This is a genomic window from Listeria sp. ILCC792, assembly GCF_900186135.1.
GTDB classification, from domain to species: Bacteria; Bacillota; Bacilli; order Lactobacillales; family Listeriaceae; genus Listeria; species Listeria goaensis.
In genome coordinates this window covers 105,923-121,505 of the sequence record NZ_FYBO01000002.1, presented here as the reverse complement: position 1 = coordinate 121,505, position 15,583 = coordinate 105,923, and the positions used below count along the sequence as shown (strand labels likewise).

The 15,583-nt window shown below is 41.2% G+C and carries 18 protein-coding genes and 2 tRNA genes; all 20 read left to right on the top strand.

The genetic code is table 11. The annotated features are described in order from the left end of the window. The first annotated feature begins 144 nt into the window (after positions 1-144). The 20 genes from CFS60_RS03240 (at position 145) to CFS60_RS03145 (ending at position 15,550) form a co-directional block, all read left to right on the top strand. A complete protein-coding gene (locus CFS60_RS03240; protein ID WP_088809448.1) occupies positions 145-978 on the top strand; it encodes an RsbT co-antagonist protein RsbRA in 834 nt (277 codons plus the stop codon). A gap of 4 nt (positions 979-982) precedes the next feature. After that, complete coding sequence (locus tag CFS60_RS03235; RefSeq protein WP_088809186.1) at positions 983-1,339, top strand: STAS domain-containing protein; 357 nt, start codon at positions 983-985, stop codon at positions 1,337-1,339. Positions 1,340-1,341: 2 nt separating this feature from the next. Continuing rightward, positions 1,342-1,752 carry an anti-sigma regulatory factor gene (locus tag CFS60_RS03230; protein WP_088809185.1) on the top strand — a complete coding sequence of 137 codons (411 nt, stop codon included), beginning with the start codon at positions 1,342-1,344 and terminating at the stop codon, positions 1,750-1,752. A gap of 12 nt (positions 1,753-1,764) precedes the next feature. Next, complete coding sequence (locus CFS60_RS03225; RefSeq protein ID WP_088838820.1) at positions 1,765-2,781, top strand: PP2C family protein-serine/threonine phosphatase; 1,017 nt, start codon at positions 1,765-1,767, stop codon at positions 2,779-2,781. Positions 2,782-2,838: 57 nt separating this feature from the next. Further along, positions 2,839-3,183 (top strand): STAS domain-containing protein, encoded by a 345-nt coding sequence (locus tag CFS60_RS03220; RefSeq protein WP_088809183.1) that lies wholly within the window; start codon positions 2,839-2,841, stop codon positions 3,181-3,183. Further along, complete coding sequence (rsbW, locus tag CFS60_RS03215) at positions 3,167-3,640, top strand: anti-sigma B factor RsbW (RefSeq protein WP_088809182.1); 474 nt, start codon at positions 3,167-3,169, stop codon at positions 3,638-3,640. The genes CFS60_RS03220 and rsbW overlap by 17 nt, the downstream gene beginning before the upstream one ends. Then, positions 3,618-4,400, top strand: a complete 783-nt coding sequence (gene sigB, locus CFS60_RS03210; RefSeq protein ID WP_088838819.1) for an RNA polymerase sigma factor SigB — start codon at positions 3,618-3,620, stop codon at positions 4,398-4,400. Before rsbW ends, sigB begins: the two co-directional genes overlap by 23 nt. After that, on the top strand, positions 4,396-4,998 hold the full coding sequence (locus CFS60_RS03205) for a PP2C family serine/threonine-protein phosphatase (RefSeq protein ID WP_162859611.1): 603 nt from the start codon (positions 4,396-4,398) through the stop codon (positions 4,996-4,998). Before sigB ends, CFS60_RS03205 begins: the two co-directional genes overlap by 5 nt. 84 nt (positions 4,999-5,082) lie before the next feature. Beyond that, entirely contained in the window at positions 5,083-7,242 is a 2,160-nt protein-coding gene (locus CFS60_RS03200) for a Tex family protein (RefSeq protein WP_088809179.1), read from the top strand. 1 nt (position 7,243) lies between these two features. After that, on the top strand, positions 7,244-7,717 hold the full coding sequence (locus tag CFS60_RS03195; RefSeq protein ID WP_088809178.1) for a SprT family protein: 474 nt from the start codon (positions 7,244-7,246) through the stop codon (positions 7,715-7,717). A gap of 55 nt (positions 7,718-7,772) precedes the next feature. Then, positions 7,773-7,845, top strand: a tRNA-Asn gene (locus CFS60_RS03190). A 6-nt stretch (positions 7,846-7,851) separates the two neighbouring features. Continuing rightward, positions 7,852-7,942, top strand: a tRNA-Ser gene (locus CFS60_RS03185). A 142-nt stretch (positions 7,943-8,084) separates the two neighbouring features. Continuing rightward, a complete protein-coding gene (gene der, locus CFS60_RS03180; protein WP_088838818.1) occupies positions 8,085-9,395 on the top strand; it encodes a ribosome biogenesis GTPase Der in 1,311 nt (436 codons plus the stop codon). Positions 9,396-9,412: 17 nt separating this feature from the next. Next, positions 9,413-10,429 (top strand): NAD(P)H-dependent glycerol-3-phosphate dehydrogenase, encoded by a 1,017-nt coding sequence (locus tag CFS60_RS03175; RefSeq protein WP_088838817.1) that lies wholly within the window; start codon positions 9,413-9,415, stop codon positions 10,427-10,429. Between the two features lie 162 nt (positions 10,430-10,591). Continuing rightward, complete coding sequence (locus CFS60_RS03170) at positions 10,592-11,572, top strand: tyrosine-protein phosphatase (protein ID WP_088838816.1); 981 nt, start codon at positions 10,592-10,594, stop codon at positions 11,570-11,572. Positions 11,573-11,976: 404 nt separating this feature from the next. Next, positions 11,977-12,252, top strand: a complete 276-nt coding sequence (locus CFS60_RS03165; protein ID WP_088809174.1) for an HU family DNA-binding protein — start codon at positions 11,977-11,979, stop codon at positions 12,250-12,252. Positions 12,253-12,825: 573 nt separating this feature from the next. Further along, the gene (locus tag CFS60_RS03160; protein WP_088809173.1) at positions 12,826-13,122 is read left to right on the top strand and encodes an NfeD family protein; all 297 of its coding nucleotides are present in this window, start codon (positions 12,826-12,828) and stop codon (positions 13,120-13,122) included. Further along, entirely contained in the window at positions 13,123-14,073 is a 951-nt protein-coding gene (gene floA / locus CFS60_RS03155) for a flotillin-like protein FloA (RefSeq protein ID WP_088809172.1), read from the top strand. A 20-nt stretch (positions 14,074-14,093) separates the two neighbouring features. Further along, entirely contained in the window at positions 14,094-14,585 is a 492-nt protein-coding gene (locus CFS60_RS03150; RefSeq protein WP_088838815.1) for a hypothetical protein, read from the top strand. Positions 14,586-14,773: 188 nt separating this feature from the next. Beyond that, positions 14,774-15,550, top strand: coding sequence for a DUF2653 family protein (locus tag CFS60_RS03145; RefSeq protein WP_088809170.1), 777 nt, complete (start codon positions 14,774-14,776; stop codon positions 15,548-15,550). Positions 15,551-15,583: the final 33 nt, after the last annotated feature.

Below are 15,583 nucleotides of genomic sequence, written 5' to 3'. Positions count from 1 at the left end.
AAACAATCATATTGAAATGTCTGAAGTACCTGGCATAAGAAGCATCGAACCTATGTTGTTCAAAAAATGTTTCCTTATGGCAGGTTTTTTGAAACAAAAAGAGAGTTTAACTAGGTGGTAGAAGAAAGGTTGGATTTTAACACGATGTATAAAGATTTTGCGAATTTTATCCGTTTAAATCGAGATGACATTTTATCCGAATGGATGAATGAGATGAAGCTACAGCTAGATTCACGAATATCCGATGTTATAACGGAAGTCATGTATGAAGAAACAAGTCATGAATTTATTGATTTAATCATTTCAAACGTCATTGAAATAGAAACATTCAATGATAAACTAGACGATTTCGCTGAGAAAGTAGTGCTCTTAGGCTGGCCGGTACATTTTGTAACAACCGGTTTACGCATTTTCGGATTGCTCGTCTACAAACAAATTCGTGATGAAGCATTTTTCAAAAAAAGAGAGGCCACAGCGGAAAAAGACGCTTATTACCGTTTTGAAAACTGGTTATCTTCCATGTATAACAAAATCGTAACAGCTTATGCAGATACGTGGGAAAAAACTGTTTCAATTCAAAGACTGGCACTACAAGAATTATCGGCACCGCTCTTACCGATTTTTAACAACATCTCCGTCATGCCTTTAATCGGAACCATCGATACAGAACGCGCACGTCAAATTATGGAAAACCTACTTATGGGGGTTGTCAAGCATCGTTCTGAAGTAGTGCTCATTGACATTACAGGTGTTCCAGTTGTAGACACAATGGTTGCACACCATATTATCCAAGCTTCTGAAGCAGTTCGGCTCGTTGGCTGCCAGCCGATGCTTGTTGGTATTCGACCAGAAATTGCACAGACCATCGTTAATTTAGGGATAGAACTTGATCAGATTATTACAACAAACACCTTGAAGAAAGGAATGGAACGTGCGCTAGCTTTAACAAATAGAGAAATAGTAGAAAAAGAGGGGTGAAACTGTGGGGATTCCAATTTTGAAATTAGGTGAATGTTTATTAATTTCGATTCAAAGTGAACTAGATGATAAAACAGCGATGGAATTTCAAGAAGACCTTCTGGCGAAAATTCATGAAACTTCTGCTCGTGGAGTCGTGATTGATATTACGTCCATTGATTTTATTGATTCTTTTATTGCTAAAATTCTAGGGGATGTCGTCAGTATGTCAAAATTAATGGGAGCGCGTGTTGTTGTAACGGGAATACAACCAGCAGTCGCGATTACATTAATTGAACTTGGAATTACATTTGAAGGTGTTCTTTCAGCCATGGATCTTGAAAGTGGCCTTGAAAAATTGAAACAGGAATTGGGGGAATAGAGATGAATTTCCAATCCTGTGTAAAAATTACGGATGAATGGGATATTGTTTCAGCTAGACAACTTGGAAGAAAAATTTCAAAAGAAATTGGCTTTGGTACAGTTGATCAAGCGAGAATTACAACAGCCATTAGTGAGCTTGCAAGAAATATCTTTCTCTACGCTGGAACAGGGGAAATATGTATTACGAAAGTAACTGAAACGGGAAAACAAGGGTTACAAATTGAAGCAAAAGATAAAGGACCAGGTATTTTGGATATTAGAAAAGTTATGCAAGATGGCTTTACAACATCAGGCGGATTAGGTGCAGGGCTCCCAGGAGTAAAACGTCTTATGGATAGTTTTAATATTGATTCCTACACAAGTGGGGACGAAAAAGGGACGATCATTGTTGCAACGAAGTGGGTTCGCTAGGGGGCAATTAAAATGAACGAACGATTTAATGAGCAATATAAAGAGATTTTATTTGAATATTTACAACATCAGGATGAGGAAATTTTATATAGCTGTGAAAAACTAACAAAAGTGGCTATGGAAAATAATATTCCACCAGAAGAAATTATTAACATTCATCGTTCTGTTCTTGAAGAATATGATTCAAATTTGCCGGAACATGTCAGAAAATCATTTGATGTTTTACTGGAAATGATGATTGGCTATGGTTTAGCCTATTTAGAGCATATCAGCTTGCGAACAGAGCAACGTGCGCTTCGAAGCGAAATTGAACAAGCTGAGACGATTCAAAAAACGTTAATGAAAACCGATTTGCCTTGTCAAGAAGGCATGGAATTTGGTGTTGTCAGCAGATCAGCAAGACAGATGAGCGGAGATTATTATTCGTTTATCCGCGACGAATTGGTTCCAGATAAAGTCTCCGTTGCACTTGCTGATGTTGTCGGTAAAGGTATCCCAGCTGCTTTTAGTATTTCGATGATAAAATACGCACTAAACAATATGGTCGGCGAAAAGTATACACCTAGAACAGTGCTTGAATCTTTAAATGAAATTGCCGAAGAAAATATTAATGACAACATGTTTATTACGATGTTTTTTGGAGTTTACCATGCGGATGCACATTTATTCGAGTATAGTTCGGCGGGGCATGAACTGGGCTTGCATTATCAAGCAGAAACCGCAACATTTTCAGATTTATATGCTAAAGGATTGCCACTTGGCGTGGATAAACAGGCGCAGTATCGCGAATTTGAAAAAGAGGTAGCCGAAGAAGATGTCATTTTCATCATGTCAGATGGCGTTACGGAAGCTAAAGTGGGAAATGATTTCATCGAACGAGATGACTTGATTAAGATTTTTGACACATACATACATTTAGAACCACAAAAAATGGTTGAGGCCATTTATAATCATTTACTTAAAATGCAAAATTTTTTATTGCATGATGATTTTACGCTAATCGCAATAAAGCGAAGCAAGCAGGTTTAAAGACAAAAGGGTTAGGGTAATAGCACTGGGTATACCAAAATTTAATGAGGTGACAAAATGAACATTAAAATCGAAATTAAAGAGCAGAATGAAAATACGGCAAGTGCTTTTGTCATTGGGGAAATCGACGCCTATACGGCTCCAAAACTAAAAGAAGCGCTTGAAGGTTTTCAAGATAAAAAGCGTTTTGTTTTAAAAGTCGATTTAACAGAAGTTGGTTATATGGATAGTACAGGACTTGGCGTTTTTGTGGGCGTATTTAAAAACTTGCGCTCAAACGAGAGCGAATTGGTGCTCATTGGTCTTTCTGAACGATTGTATCGCCTATTTGAAATTACTGGACTGTCGGATATTATTGAAATCAAAAATATAGAGGGTGAAATGAATGGCAACAACGTGTGATAAAATTGAGCTACTGCTTCCGGCAAAACCAGAATATGTGAGTCTTGGTCGCCTTGCGCTTTCTGGTATTGCAAGTCAAGCCGGTTTCTCCTATGAAGCAATTGAGGATTTAAAAATTGCCGTGAGCGAAGCGATAACGAATTCGATTCATCACGGGTTAAAAGAAGTGGCAGACGGTGAAGTGAGAATTGAGTTTAAGTTGTATGAAGACAAACTAGACGTTATTGTCACAGACAAAGGAAAAAGTTTTAATCCAGAAGCGAAAAAAGCCGATATTGGGCCATACAAAGTTGGAGATGAAACAGATGTTATGCGCATTGGAGGCTTAGGATTATTTCTGATTGAAACACTTATGGACGATGTGAAGTTGTATTATGATGACGGAGTTTCCGTTGTAATGACCAAATATATTGATGAAAAGCAGGTGGGGGAGAATGCAGAGAGTGTCTCAACCTGATAAAGATGCCACAAAAGCAAAAGTCTATGAATGGATTCAGGCTTACCAAGAGACGGGCGATGACGAGGCGCAGTATCAGCTCGTTGTGCACTATAAAAACTTGGTTGAGTCCATCGCGCGTAAATATTCGCAAGGAAAGTCTTTTCATGAAGATTTAGTTCAAGTCGGAAACATTGGCCTACTCGGAGCAATTCGTCGCTATGATGCCACTTTTGGTAAAAGCTTTGAAGCATTTGCTGTCCCAACTATTGTCGGCGAAATCAAGCGGTTTTTACGAGATAAAACGTGGAGTGTCCACGTGCCGAGACGAATAAAAGAACTTGGTCCTAAAATTAAAAATGCGGTTGAAGAGCTGACACGGGAAATGCAAACCTCACCGCAAATCAAAGACATCGCCGCTTACATTGGTGTTTCTGAAGAAGAGGTCTTGGAAGCAATGGAAATGGGCAAGAGCTATCAAGCACTTTCTGTTGACCATTCTATTGAAGCAGATTCAGACGGCAGTACGATTACACTTTTAGACGTTGTCGGTAACAATGATGACGGTTTTGAACAAGTGAATCAACGGATGCTTTTAGAAAAGGTACTTCCAGTTTTAGATGAACGTGAGCAGAAAATTTTGCAATATACGTTTATTGAAAATCGCAGTCAAAAAGAAACAGGCGAACTGCTTGATATTTCGCAAATGCACGTATCACGTATTCAACGCCAAGCCATCAAAAAGTTGCGAGATGCTTTGCAAAATGAGGAAGTGGATTGAAATGGCAACGGAGAATAAATTAGATTTATTCACTTTCCAACGCGCTAAGCTGCTCCAGCAGTATTGTGGTGATGTTTTTTACACGTATGAAAAAGACGATCATTTTTTATGCGTTTTAGCAGATGGATTAGGAAGTGGTTACGAGGCGCATCTTGCAGCGAAAGCCATAACGGACACTGTGGAAAATGAACCAGAGGCGGATTTGGTGACTATGATAGAACATTGCAATCAGGCTGTTTCTGGCCTTCGAGGTGCTGCAGTTGCCATTATACGCGCCCATTTTAAAACACAAAAGTTGGCATATGTCGCTCTTGGTAACATTCGTTTTTACATGCTTGATAGTCATGGGAAATTAAGTTTTCCGCTTTCTACAACTGGGTTTCTGTCTGGAAGAAAACAGCATTTTAAGCAAAAGAATATGGAATTTAAGCCCGGCTCAAAATTTCTGCTCCATTCAGACGGATTAGTTTTAAAAAAAGTGAAAAATTATTTAACTTCAGCGCAGTGCCTTGCGAAAACGGGATACGACATCGAGCGCTTAGTGCCGGATATACCAATGGATGATGTTACTTTTGTGCTTGGGAAATTTCCCGAATAGAGAACCGAACTGTCATTTTTAAATGGCAGTTTTTTCTATTTATTGATACACTAGAAAAGAAGGAAGTTCGAGGAGGTACATACCGTGGAAAAAAGTGTCTTACCATTTATTTACAAGAAATTAACTTATAAGCCCGCGCAAATTGATGCAGTAATTGGATTGCTTGAAGAAGGGAATACCGTACCGTTTATCGCCCGCTACCGTAAAGAAAAAACGGGCAGTCTTGACGAAGTCGAAATTCGAGATATTGAAGAAACTTACCAATATATCACCAAGCTAGAGGCGCGAAAAGAAGAAGTCATTCGTTTAATTGAGGAACAAGGAAAATTAACGGAAGAACTACGTAAACAAATTTTAGGGACGGATAAACAACAAACATTAGAAGACCTTTACCGCCCTTTTAAACAAAAGAAAAGAACAAAAGCGACCATTGCGAAGGAACAAGGTTTACTGCCACTCGCTGAATGGTTACTCACATTTTCTGACGGAAATCCTGAAGAAGAGGCGGCGCGTTATATTTCGGCTGAAAACAACGTTCAAACTGCCGAAGAAGCGTTGCAAGGTGCGCACGAAATTATCGCCGAACAAGTGAGCGATGTGGCGGAGTATCGCAAATGGATTCGCGATTTTACGCGTAAATTTGGGATGATTGTTTCCACGAAGAAAAACGATGCTGAGGACGAAAAAGCTGTTTACGAAATGTATTACGAGTATCAAGAAATGATTGCTAAAATGCAAAATCACCGTGTCCTTGCTTTCAACCGCGGCGAAAAAGAAGGCGTTCTCCGTGTTGCTGTACAAGTCGATACGACGAAAATTCACCACTTTTTGGAAGAAAGCATGTTGCCGAAAAAGGAGAACGCTTCCGTTCAAGTCGTCCGCGTCGCGATTTTAGATGCCTACAAACGTTTCATTGGACCAGCAATTGAACGTGAAATTCGCGCCGAGTTAAGCGAAATCGCCGAAGATCATGCGATTGATATTTTTTCGGAAAACTTGCGAAAATTACTCTTGCAACCGCCGTTAAAAGGCAAAGTCGTGTTAGGCGTTGACCCAGCTTATCGTACAGGCTGTAAACTCGCCGTTTTAGATTCTACAGGAAAAGTGCTTGAAATTGGTGTTATTTATCCGCATACAGCTAAAGCGCGCCGGCCAGAAGCTAAACAAAAAGTAACCGAGTGGCTTTCGAAATATGCTATTGAAATCATCGCCATTGGTAATGGAACGGCATCGCGAGAAACTGAGCAATTTATTGTAGAAGTCATAAAAGAAGCAAATAGCCAAGCGTTTTATACGATTGTAAACGAAGCCGGCGCAAGTGTTTATTCCGCTAGTGATGTGGCGCGTGAAGAGTTTCCTGATTATCAAGTCGAAGAACGAAGCGCCGTTTCAATTGGTCGCCGTCTGCAAGATCCGCTCGCCGAATTGGTTAAAATCGATCCGAAATCAGTTGGCGTTGGCCAGTATCAGCATGACGTAGCACAGAAAAAATTAAATGATACTTTGACGTTTGTCGTCGAAACGGCTGTAAACCAAGTTGGCGTAAACGTGAATACCGCATCAGCCGCGTTGCTCCAATATGTGGCAGGTTTAAACAAAACGGTTGCGGGGAACATTCGCAAATATCGCGAGGAAAACGGGCCATTTCAATCGCGTGCCGAACTGAAAAAAGTGCCCCGTCTTGGCGCAAAATCATACGAGCAAAGTATTGGCTTCATGCGAATTCTAGAAGGGAAGAATCCGCTTGATAAGACCGCAATTCACCCAGAAAGCTATGCTGCCGCGAAACAACTCATCGAAAAAGCTAATCATACGGTAAAAGATATCGGGTCAGACAGCTTAAAACAAGCGCTCGCCGATTTGAATGTCACAGAAACCGCCAAAGAACTTGAAATCGGGGTAGAAACGCTAAAAGATATCATTCAAAACCTAATTGCGCCCGGGCGTGACCTACGTGATTCGCTCCAAGCACCCATGCTAAAACAAGACGTTATCAAGATGGAGGATTTGAAAGCGGGAATGGAGCTTCAAGGGACCGTTCGAAATGTGGTAGATTTCGGAGCCTTTGTTGATATCGGTGTCAAACAAGATGGACTAGTTCACATTTCGAAACTAAGCCGTTCGTTCGTCAAAAATCCAATGAGCGTTGTTTCAGTAGGCGATATCGTGACCGTCTGGGTAGAAGAAGTCGATTTGAAGAAAAACCGTATCGCACTTTCTATGGTAGGACCTGCAGGGGCGTAAAATGGAACAAGCGGAATTACAAAAATGGATGGAAGAAACATCGCTTCGATACTTTGATAAAGTGTTTAAACATCAGGCGCGTTTTAATTCAAGGTTGCGGACAACGGGCGGGCGCTACCTGCTTCGTTCGCACGATATTGAAATGAATCCGAAATACTTGTTTCATTACGGCGCAGACTATTTTTTAGGCATTATGAAGCACGAACTCTGCCATTACCATTTGCATTTAGAAGGAAAAGGCTATATGCACCGCGACGCTGAATTTCGCGCCCTTTTAAAAGAAGTCGATGCCCCGCGCTTTTGTAAAGCTATCGAGCCGGACATTCCGAAGCACGTCTATGTTTGCGAACAATGCGGGCAAGACTTTTTTAGGAAAAGGAAGTTTAACGTGAATCGTTATGCGTGCGGGAAATGTGGTGGGAAGTTGCAATATATAGCGAATGGAACAGCTTCAAGCAAGCGAAATTTCAACTGAAATTTCGCTTGCTTTTTTATAAAAAGCTGATTATAATTAAATTTGTTAAGTTTATTCCACAGTAGCTCAGTTGGTAGAGCAATCGGCTGTTAACCGATCGGTCGCAGGTTCGAGTCCTGCCTGTGGAGTCACTCGGAGAAATACTCAAGAGGCTGAAGAGGCGCCCCTGCTAAGGGTGTAGGTCGCTAACGCGGCGCGAGGGTTCAAATCCCTCTTTCTCCGCCATAAACGTATCACACAAGCTTTATCTTTTTCTGGTAAAGCTTTTTTTATGTTTAAATTTCAGCTGTTGCGATAAGGGGCAATTACTGATAAACTTAATAAAGTCTGATAAATAGGAATTTGAAAGAAAAAGAAGGTGAATAGAATGGTGAAACCAGTTGTAGCAATTGTAGGTCGACCGAACGTTGGGAAATCGACCATTTTTAACCGCATTGTCGGGGAACGTGTTTCTATCGTAGAAGATGTCCCAGGCGTAACGCGTGACCGAATTTACAATACAGCAGAATGGCTTGGAAAAGAGTTTAATATTATTGATACGGGCGGAATCGAAATTGGCGACGAGCCGTTTTTAGACCAAATCCGTGCACAAGCAGAAATCGCAATTGATGAAGCGGATGTCATTATTTTTATTGCAAATGGTCGTGAAGGCGTGACTGATGCCGATGAACAAGTCGCTAAAATTTTATATCGTTCGCAAAAGCCAGTCGTTCTGGCCGTCAACAAAGTAGATAACCCTGAAATGCGCGATCAAGTGTATGATTTTTATTCACTTGGTTTCGGTGAGCCCTATCCAATTTCCGGTTCGCACGGGTTAGGACTCGGGGATTTGCTTGATGAAGTACGCAAACATTTCCCGCAAGAAGAAGAGGACGAATACGATGATGATGTGATTAAATTTTCATTAATCGGCCGTCCGAACGTTGGGAAATCCTCACTTATTAACGCCATGCTAGGCGAAGACCGAGTTATCGTCTCAAATATCGCAGGAACGACACGCGACGCGATTGACACCGGTTATACGTTTGAAGATCAAGAATACGTTATGATCGATACGGCCGGTATGCGGAAAAAAGGGAAGGTTTACGAAAGTACTGAAAAATACAGCGTTTTACGTGCCATGCGCGCCATCGAGCGCTCCGATGTCGTCCTTGTCGTTTTAAACGCCGAAGAAGGCATTCGCGAGCAAGATAAACGAATTGCTGGCTATGCTCACGATGCAGGCCGCGCGATTATCATCGTCGTAAATAAATGGGATGCCATCGAAAAAGATGAAAAAACAATGAATACTTTTACGGAAGATATTCGCGAACAATTCCAATTTCTAACATACGCACCCATCGTTTTTGTATCAGCATTAACGAAAAAGCGCTTGACCAATTTGTTCCCGCTTATCAACCAAGTGAGCGACAATCATTCACTGCGCGTGCAGTCGAGCATGCTTAACGATGTCATTAGTGATGCCGTTGCAATGAATTCGGCACCGATGGATAAAGGAAAACGACTTAAAATTTTCTATACGACCCAAGTGGCTGTCAAACCGCCCGCTTTTGTTGTGTTTGTCAATGAACCCGAACTTATGCACTTTTCATATGAACGCTTCTTAGAAAACCGAATTCGTGAAGCATTTCCATTTGAAGGGACACCAATTCGCGTGATACCACGTAAGCGGAAATAGAAATGGAGGAGTTTATTTTGACTAAAAAACAAATCGCAGTTCTCGGTGCGGGAAGCTGGGGAACTGCTCTTGCTATGGTTTTAGCCGACAATAATGAAGAGGTTTTTATTTGGGGAAATCATCATGCGATTGTTGATGAGATTAACCAGTCGCATAAAAATGCTCATTATCTTCCAGATATTCAGCTACCGGAGTCCATTCGGGCTACGCTTTCGCTAGAAGAGGCAATCAGCCATGCAGATATGCTCGTCATTGCGATTCCGACAAATGCGATGCGCATCGTTTGTAAACAGCTAAATGACACGCTTACGGAGCCGAAAATCATTGTTCATGTAAGCAAAGGAATTGAACCTGAAACGAATTTACGCATGTCTGAAGTGATTGCGGAAGAAATTGATGCGACAAAACGGAAAGGCATTGTAGTCCTTTCTGGTCCGAGCCATGCCGAGGAAGTCGCTCTTCGTCATCCAACAACGCTTTGTGCAAGTAGCCATGATTTAGCGCTGGCCGAGCAAGTTCAAGACGTTTTTATCAACAATAATTTGCGCATTTATACCAATGAAGATGTTGTAGGTGCGGAAATTGGCGGAGCCCTTAAGAATATCATTGCGTTAGGTGCAGGGATTTCTGACGGTCTTGGCTACGGAGATAATGCGAAAGCGGCATTAATGACCCGTGGAATGGCGGAAATTACGCGTCTAGGGGTTGCTGTAGGTTCTCATCCGCAAACGTTTTACGGCTTAACAGGGATTGGCGATTTAATCGTTACCTGTACGAGTGTGCACTCCCGCAACTGGCGAGCTGGTAACATGCTTGGCAAGGGAAAAAGCTTAGATGAGGTGCTAGAAAGCATGGGCATGGTCGTAGAAGGCGTCCGAACGGCAAAAGCGGTTTACGGTTGGGCAGAAAAACTGAACATCGATATGCCGATTTCAAAAGCGATTTACGAAGTGCTTTTTGCCGAAAAAGCTCCAGGCGAAGCCGTTGATATGTTGATGGGACGCGAGAAAAAAGTAGAGAAAGAGAAGTTTTAAAACCGAAAACTCTAAAATAGAGTGGTTTTGAAGCGATTTATACGCCTTGAAAATATAGAAACCCATAAAACAAGCCATTCATCTTATTGAAAAGCTGACTCTATTTTAGAGTCGGCTTTTTTTGCGGATTATGCTAGAATAAAAATCAAGAGGAGGGATAAAATGTTAGTCATTCAGGAAGAAAAACAATACAACATTACTTTTGATGAAAAAATTGAGAACGGCTCCATTTTGTACGTCGATACAAAGCCTGAAAAAACAAAGGCGAGCCGCCAAATTGCAACCTTGACAGCGGTTCCAGAAACTATCGCCTACACGTCTGAAACAAAGACACGTCCCTATTTTATTTTAGAACAACCGAATGGTGAGATAACCGTTTCAACCCAGCGGATTCTAAACTTTGAAGGTACGTTTAATTTCCGCGATTTAGGCGGCTACATGAATGAAAACGGCAAGCAGGTAAAGTGGGGGGCACTGTATCGCTCTGGCAATTTAGCAGGCCTCACCAAAAATGACGTAGCACAAATTGAACAGCTTGGCATCAAATGGATTTGCGATTTGCGTAGCACAACCGAAGTGACCGCACAACAAACGCCTGAAATCCCCAACATTCCAAATCTCAATATCCCAATTGGTACAGCTAAAAATGAACCAGCGGAAAAACAAAAGTTAGATTTACCAACGGATAGCGCGATTTATGAACCGCTGATGGGGGAAAGCTATAAAGTTTTTGCAACGTCGCTCGGTAGCTATCGCGAAATTTTCGAACAAATTCTCACACGTCAAACACCATTTTTATTCCACTGTACCGCCGGAAAGGACCGTACAGGCGTTTTAGGCGCCCTTTTATTAAAAGTACTAGACGTTCCAGAGAAAACGATTTTTAACGATTATGAGCTTACAAACCAGTATACGGACGAGATTTTAAGCGAAATGGTTGATTTAATTAAAGCGTTCACTGGAAATGACGTCCCGCTTGAGCTAGATGCCATTCGACCAATGGCAGAAGCGAAGCCGAGCTATCTGGAAATTGCGTTTACAGAAATGGAAAAGAAGTATGGTTCTGTAGAGGCATTCATTGAAGAAGGAATTGGCATTAATAGCGATATGAAAGCGTGTTTACAAAATATGCTTTTGTATTAAACTAGGCGAAGAAACCTAGATTTTTCAGGTAACAGACATATTTTTGCTTTGTTTTTATGAGGAAAAAGAACTATTTTCGTTCCAAGCGATGATTTCGCTTGCTATTATAGGTCTTCCAAGTTAGTATTATGTGTAACAGATTGATACTATCACGTTTTAAGCGTAATGTATTATGTTTGAAATGTTAAGAAATAGTGTCAATTTGGCATAAATCCTTGCAGTCGCGGGGATTATGTGATAATCTTTTATCAGAATTACTGCAAAGGCTTGCATTTAAGCCGTTTCGGTCTTAATTCTTCAAAGATTTTTCTTAAGCCTTAAAGTGATTTTGGGAAAAGGAACGTCCAAGTAATAATTAAGACCTGATTATTTTGGATTATTCTTTTGAGGGAGGTGAAACAAAAATGGCAAACAAAACAGATTTAGTAAACAGTGTAGCTGAAAAAGCTGAACTTTCTAAAAAAGATGCTGCGAAAGCTGTAGAAGCATTATTTGAAACTATTCAAGAAAACCTTTCTAAAGGTGAAAAAGTTCAATTAATCGGTTTCGGTAACTTCGAAGTTCGTGAACGTGCTGCTCGTAAAGGTCGCAACCCACGTACTAAAGAAGAAATCGACATTCCAGCAAGTAAAGTACCAGCATTCAAACCTGGTAAAGCGCTTAAAGAAGCAGTAAAATAATCTACATACGACTTTAAGCTAACAACTACCCATCCACTTTGTGGATGGGTTTTATTGCGTTTCTTAACGCTTTAGCGTTTAGAAACGCAATATAAGACCGAACGGAGAGAGGTGTTAATCCATAAAAGAAAATGACGCTTTAGCGTTTAGAAACGCAATATAAGACCGAACGAAGAGAGGTGTTAATCCATAAAAGAAAATAACGCTTTAGCGTTTAGAAACGCAATATAAGACCGAACGAAGAAAGGTGTTAATCGATAAAATCCCCCCGCGCATCAAGAGCTGCCATTCAGACGGCTTTCTCACCAAACTTAACCTTCTGCCCCTCCCAATCACTCCCATACGAATCAGTCCTAAGACGGATAAGCCATACTTTCCTAGACGTTGGAAAATAAACGTTAGGTCAGCTATAATTATTTTATAAGCAAAAATTTTCAGTTAACTATTTATTGGCGTTAATTAAATTACAAGAAAGGAGCTTTTTTACAAAAAAATAATTGTAAATGAATGGTAATTAAGGTATGGTAAAGGTATAGCAGTTGCGCATGACCTTGATGAAAGAGGGTGACACAAATGACGCACAATTTTTCAGAAGACGAGCTAGTATACGGAGACTCTTGGGGACTCGTTCATCGTGGCGTTTTAGAGGATAAAGAAATTGAAAGAATGAAAGCGCTACGAGATAAGGTTTATGGAAAGTCTGGTATTGCTGTGACAACGATGAAGCCGATTGGGCGTGTTGAGATTGAAGGCAAAGTATATGAGGCGAGACTTGAAAATGGTTATTTGGACGTTCGGACGCCAATTATAGTAGTTGGAATTGATTTTGGCTATTTGCTTGTAGAAGAACTAAAAATGGAGGCGAAGTAGATGATGTATGCAGGACCAATTATTATTGCAGTACTTATTATTCTAGTTTTAATTATTTTCTTTACACTAGTACCAGTGGGGCTTTGGATTAGTGCAATCTCCGCGCGAGTGTCGGTAGGGCTTGGAACGCTTATCGGAATGCGCTTACGTCGTGTTGTTCCGTCGCGAGTTGTGAAACCACTTATTAAAGCTGTAAAAGCTGGACTTGAACTTGAAGTTAACCAATTGGAAAGCCACTATTTAGCAGGTGGTGACGTTGATAATACGGTTGATGCCCTTATTGCGGCTCATCGCGCAAATATTGAGCTTGATTTTAGTCGTGCGGCTGCCATTGATTTAGCAGGTCGTGACGTTTTAGAAGCGGTTCAAACTTCCGTAACGCCAAAAGTTATTCGTACACCTGAATTTACAGGTGTAGCGCAAAACGGGGTTGAAGTAAAAGTTATTACGCAAATTACGGTGCAATCTAATATTGAACGTATCGTCGGTGGTGCCGGTGAAGATACTGTTATCGCCCGTGTCGGTGAAGCAGTTGTATCAACAGTCGGTGAAACGCGTGAACATACAGATGTTTTAGAAAACCCAAATAGCATCTCGAAAAAAGTTCAGGAGCAAGGGCTTGGAGACGGGACAGCATATACAATTTTATCCATTGATATTGCGGAAATGCGTATCGGGGACAATATTAAAGCAAAACTTGATATTGAAAAAGCAAATGCTGATATGGAAGTTGCTCAGGCGGCGGCTTCGAAACGTAAAGCGGAAGCGATTGCGCTGGAACAAGAAAATCGTGCAGCCGTTGTGGCAGCAGAAGCCGAAGTTCCTAGAGCGATTGCAAGTGCTTTTGAGGCAGGAAAACTAGGGGTCATGGATTACTATAAGATGGAGAACGTTCAAGCGGATACAAGTATGCGCGAAACAATTGCCGGCGACGACAAACCAATCGGTTGATAGGAAAGTAGGTGCCTAATATGTCTTTTGATCCAATGGATTTCATTAGCGACTTGATGGGCTTTTTACCACTGATTATCATGGTAGGTGGCGTCTTGCTTGCTAGGCATGCTAAAAAAGAGGCTGAAAGTAAGCGGAAAGCTGGAACTGGAAAAGCTCCGCAAAGTAAGATGAGGCAAGCAATGAATGAGGCGCGGAATGAATATCGTGATGCGATGAAAACTCATTCAAAACCGAGCCCGAAAGCAAAACCTGCTGTAACAAGTGGGACTTATACAAGCGCACCGCAAGTTCAAACGACGAAAGTAGATGTTGCGGCTAAAAAACAAGCGGAGCGTGCGCGAAAACAAATGGAGCGCGAGTCGACTATTGAAGATATTAATGTGACGAGAAGTGGATTTGAAACGCATCGTTCACATCGACAAAAACTTTCAAGCATAAATTTGAAGCGTGCCATGATTGCGAAAGAAGTTTTAGACAAACCAGTGTCTCTTCGTGATCATTCATCTTGAAATTTGCTTTAGAAACGTGTATAGTTGTAGTTAAGTTCATAAGAAAATCCCGCTTAAGGGGAGTAGCAGTCATAGCTATGTCGTCAATCCGGATTTTATGCCCGGCATAGTTAGCAATTTTAAATTGTTTGCAAGACCTTACGTTTATTTCGTAAGGTCTTTTTGTACGCAAAAGAAGGAGGAAGAGTGTGAAAAAATTAGTTTCTGTATTATTAGCAGCTGGCTTAATCTTTACGCCAGTAGGAGGTACGATTGTTGACAACCTAGTTCCTGCACAATATTCGCAAGTGAAAGAGGCGGACGCAAGGGGCTACCGCTCGCCAGTTAGATCGTTTAAGTCAAATAACAACGGAATTAATCGTTCAAATGTAAACCGCTCGCAAACGAATGCGAATGCTGGTAAACGAGGGTTTTTCAGCGGCGGAGGACTTATGGGCGGCTTAATGATGGGCGGAATCGCTGGTTTATTATTTGGCGGTCTGCTTTCTGGAATGGGCGCATTTGGAAACATTTTAGGTTTAATGATTAACATTCTAGCGATTATTTTAATTATTCGTCTAGTAATGATGTTGTTTAGTAAACGAAAAAATCGCCATGCGGAACCAGTGGTGGAGTCTAGTCGCGGCAACCATGCCGATGTTCAGCATGAAACGATTCAAGCAGGAACAAGTACGCGAGAAGAAATCCTTGATGAAGGAAATATTTCAAACGCGGTTATCGCCTTCTTCACGCACGAAAAAGGTTTAACGCTCGATGATGTACAAGTCGCGCTAACCTATGATGATAAAATTGGGTTTGGCGCTGACGTCATTCAAAATGACCGTGTGATTCAGCAATTAGACCATTTCTCACTTATTCAAGCGATTCGCTACTGGGCGGAACATTTCGCGCACATGGATCCGAATATGGGGCTTAAGCTTGAGTACTCGGAACGCGACGGCATCTATGCTGTTGTCACAGAATAAAATGAAGGCGGCTAGGCGTAAAAGCTTAGCTGC

Bases quoted from the DNA above. Each gene is read 5' to 3' on its own strand.
- CFS60_RS03150 (WP_088838815.1), top strand. From the start codon at position 14,094: ATGTCTTTTGATCCAATGGATTTCATTAGCGACTTGATGGGCTTTTTA.
- sigB (WP_088838819.1), top strand. From the start codon at position 3,618: ATGCAGAGAGTGTCTCAACCTGATAAAGATGCCACAAAAGCAAAAGTC.
- CFS60_RS03165 (WP_088809174.1), top strand. From the start codon at position 11,977: ATGGCAAACAAAACAGATTTAGTAAACAGTGTAGCTGAAAAAGCTGAA.
- floA (WP_088809172.1), top strand. From the start codon at position 13,123: ATGATGTATGCAGGACCAATTATTATTGCAGTACTTATTATTCTAGTT.
- CFS60_RS03170 (WP_088838816.1), top strand. From the start codon at position 10,592: ATGTTAGTCATTCAGGAAGAAAAACAATACAACATTACTTTTGATGAA.
- CFS60_RS03195 (WP_088809178.1), top strand. From the start codon at position 7,244: ATGGAACAAGCGGAATTACAAAAATGGATGGAAGAAACATCGCTTCGA.
- CFS60_RS03225 (WP_088838820.1), top strand. From the start codon at position 1,765: ATGAACGAACGATTTAATGAGCAATATAAAGAGATTTTATTTGAATAT.
- CFS60_RS03240 (WP_088809448.1), top strand. From the start codon at position 145: ATGTATAAAGATTTTGCGAATTTTATCCGTTTAAATCGAGATGACATT.
- CFS60_RS03160 (WP_088809173.1), top strand. From the start codon at position 12,826: ATGACGCACAATTTTTCAGAAGACGAGCTAGTATACGGAGACTCTTGG.
- rsbW (WP_088809182.1), top strand. From the start codon at position 3,167: ATGGCAACAACGTGTGATAAAATTGAGCTACTGCTTCCGGCAAAACCA.
- CFS60_RS03220 (WP_088809183.1), top strand. From the start codon at position 2,839: ATGAACATTAAAATCGAAATTAAAGAGCAGAATGAAAATACGGCAAGT.
- CFS60_RS03230 (WP_088809185.1), top strand. From the start codon at position 1,342: ATGAATTTCCAATCCTGTGTAAAAATTACGGATGAATGGGATATTGTT.
- der (WP_088838818.1), top strand. From the start codon at position 8,085: ATGGTGAAACCAGTTGTAGCAATTGTAGGTCGACCGAACGTTGGGAAA.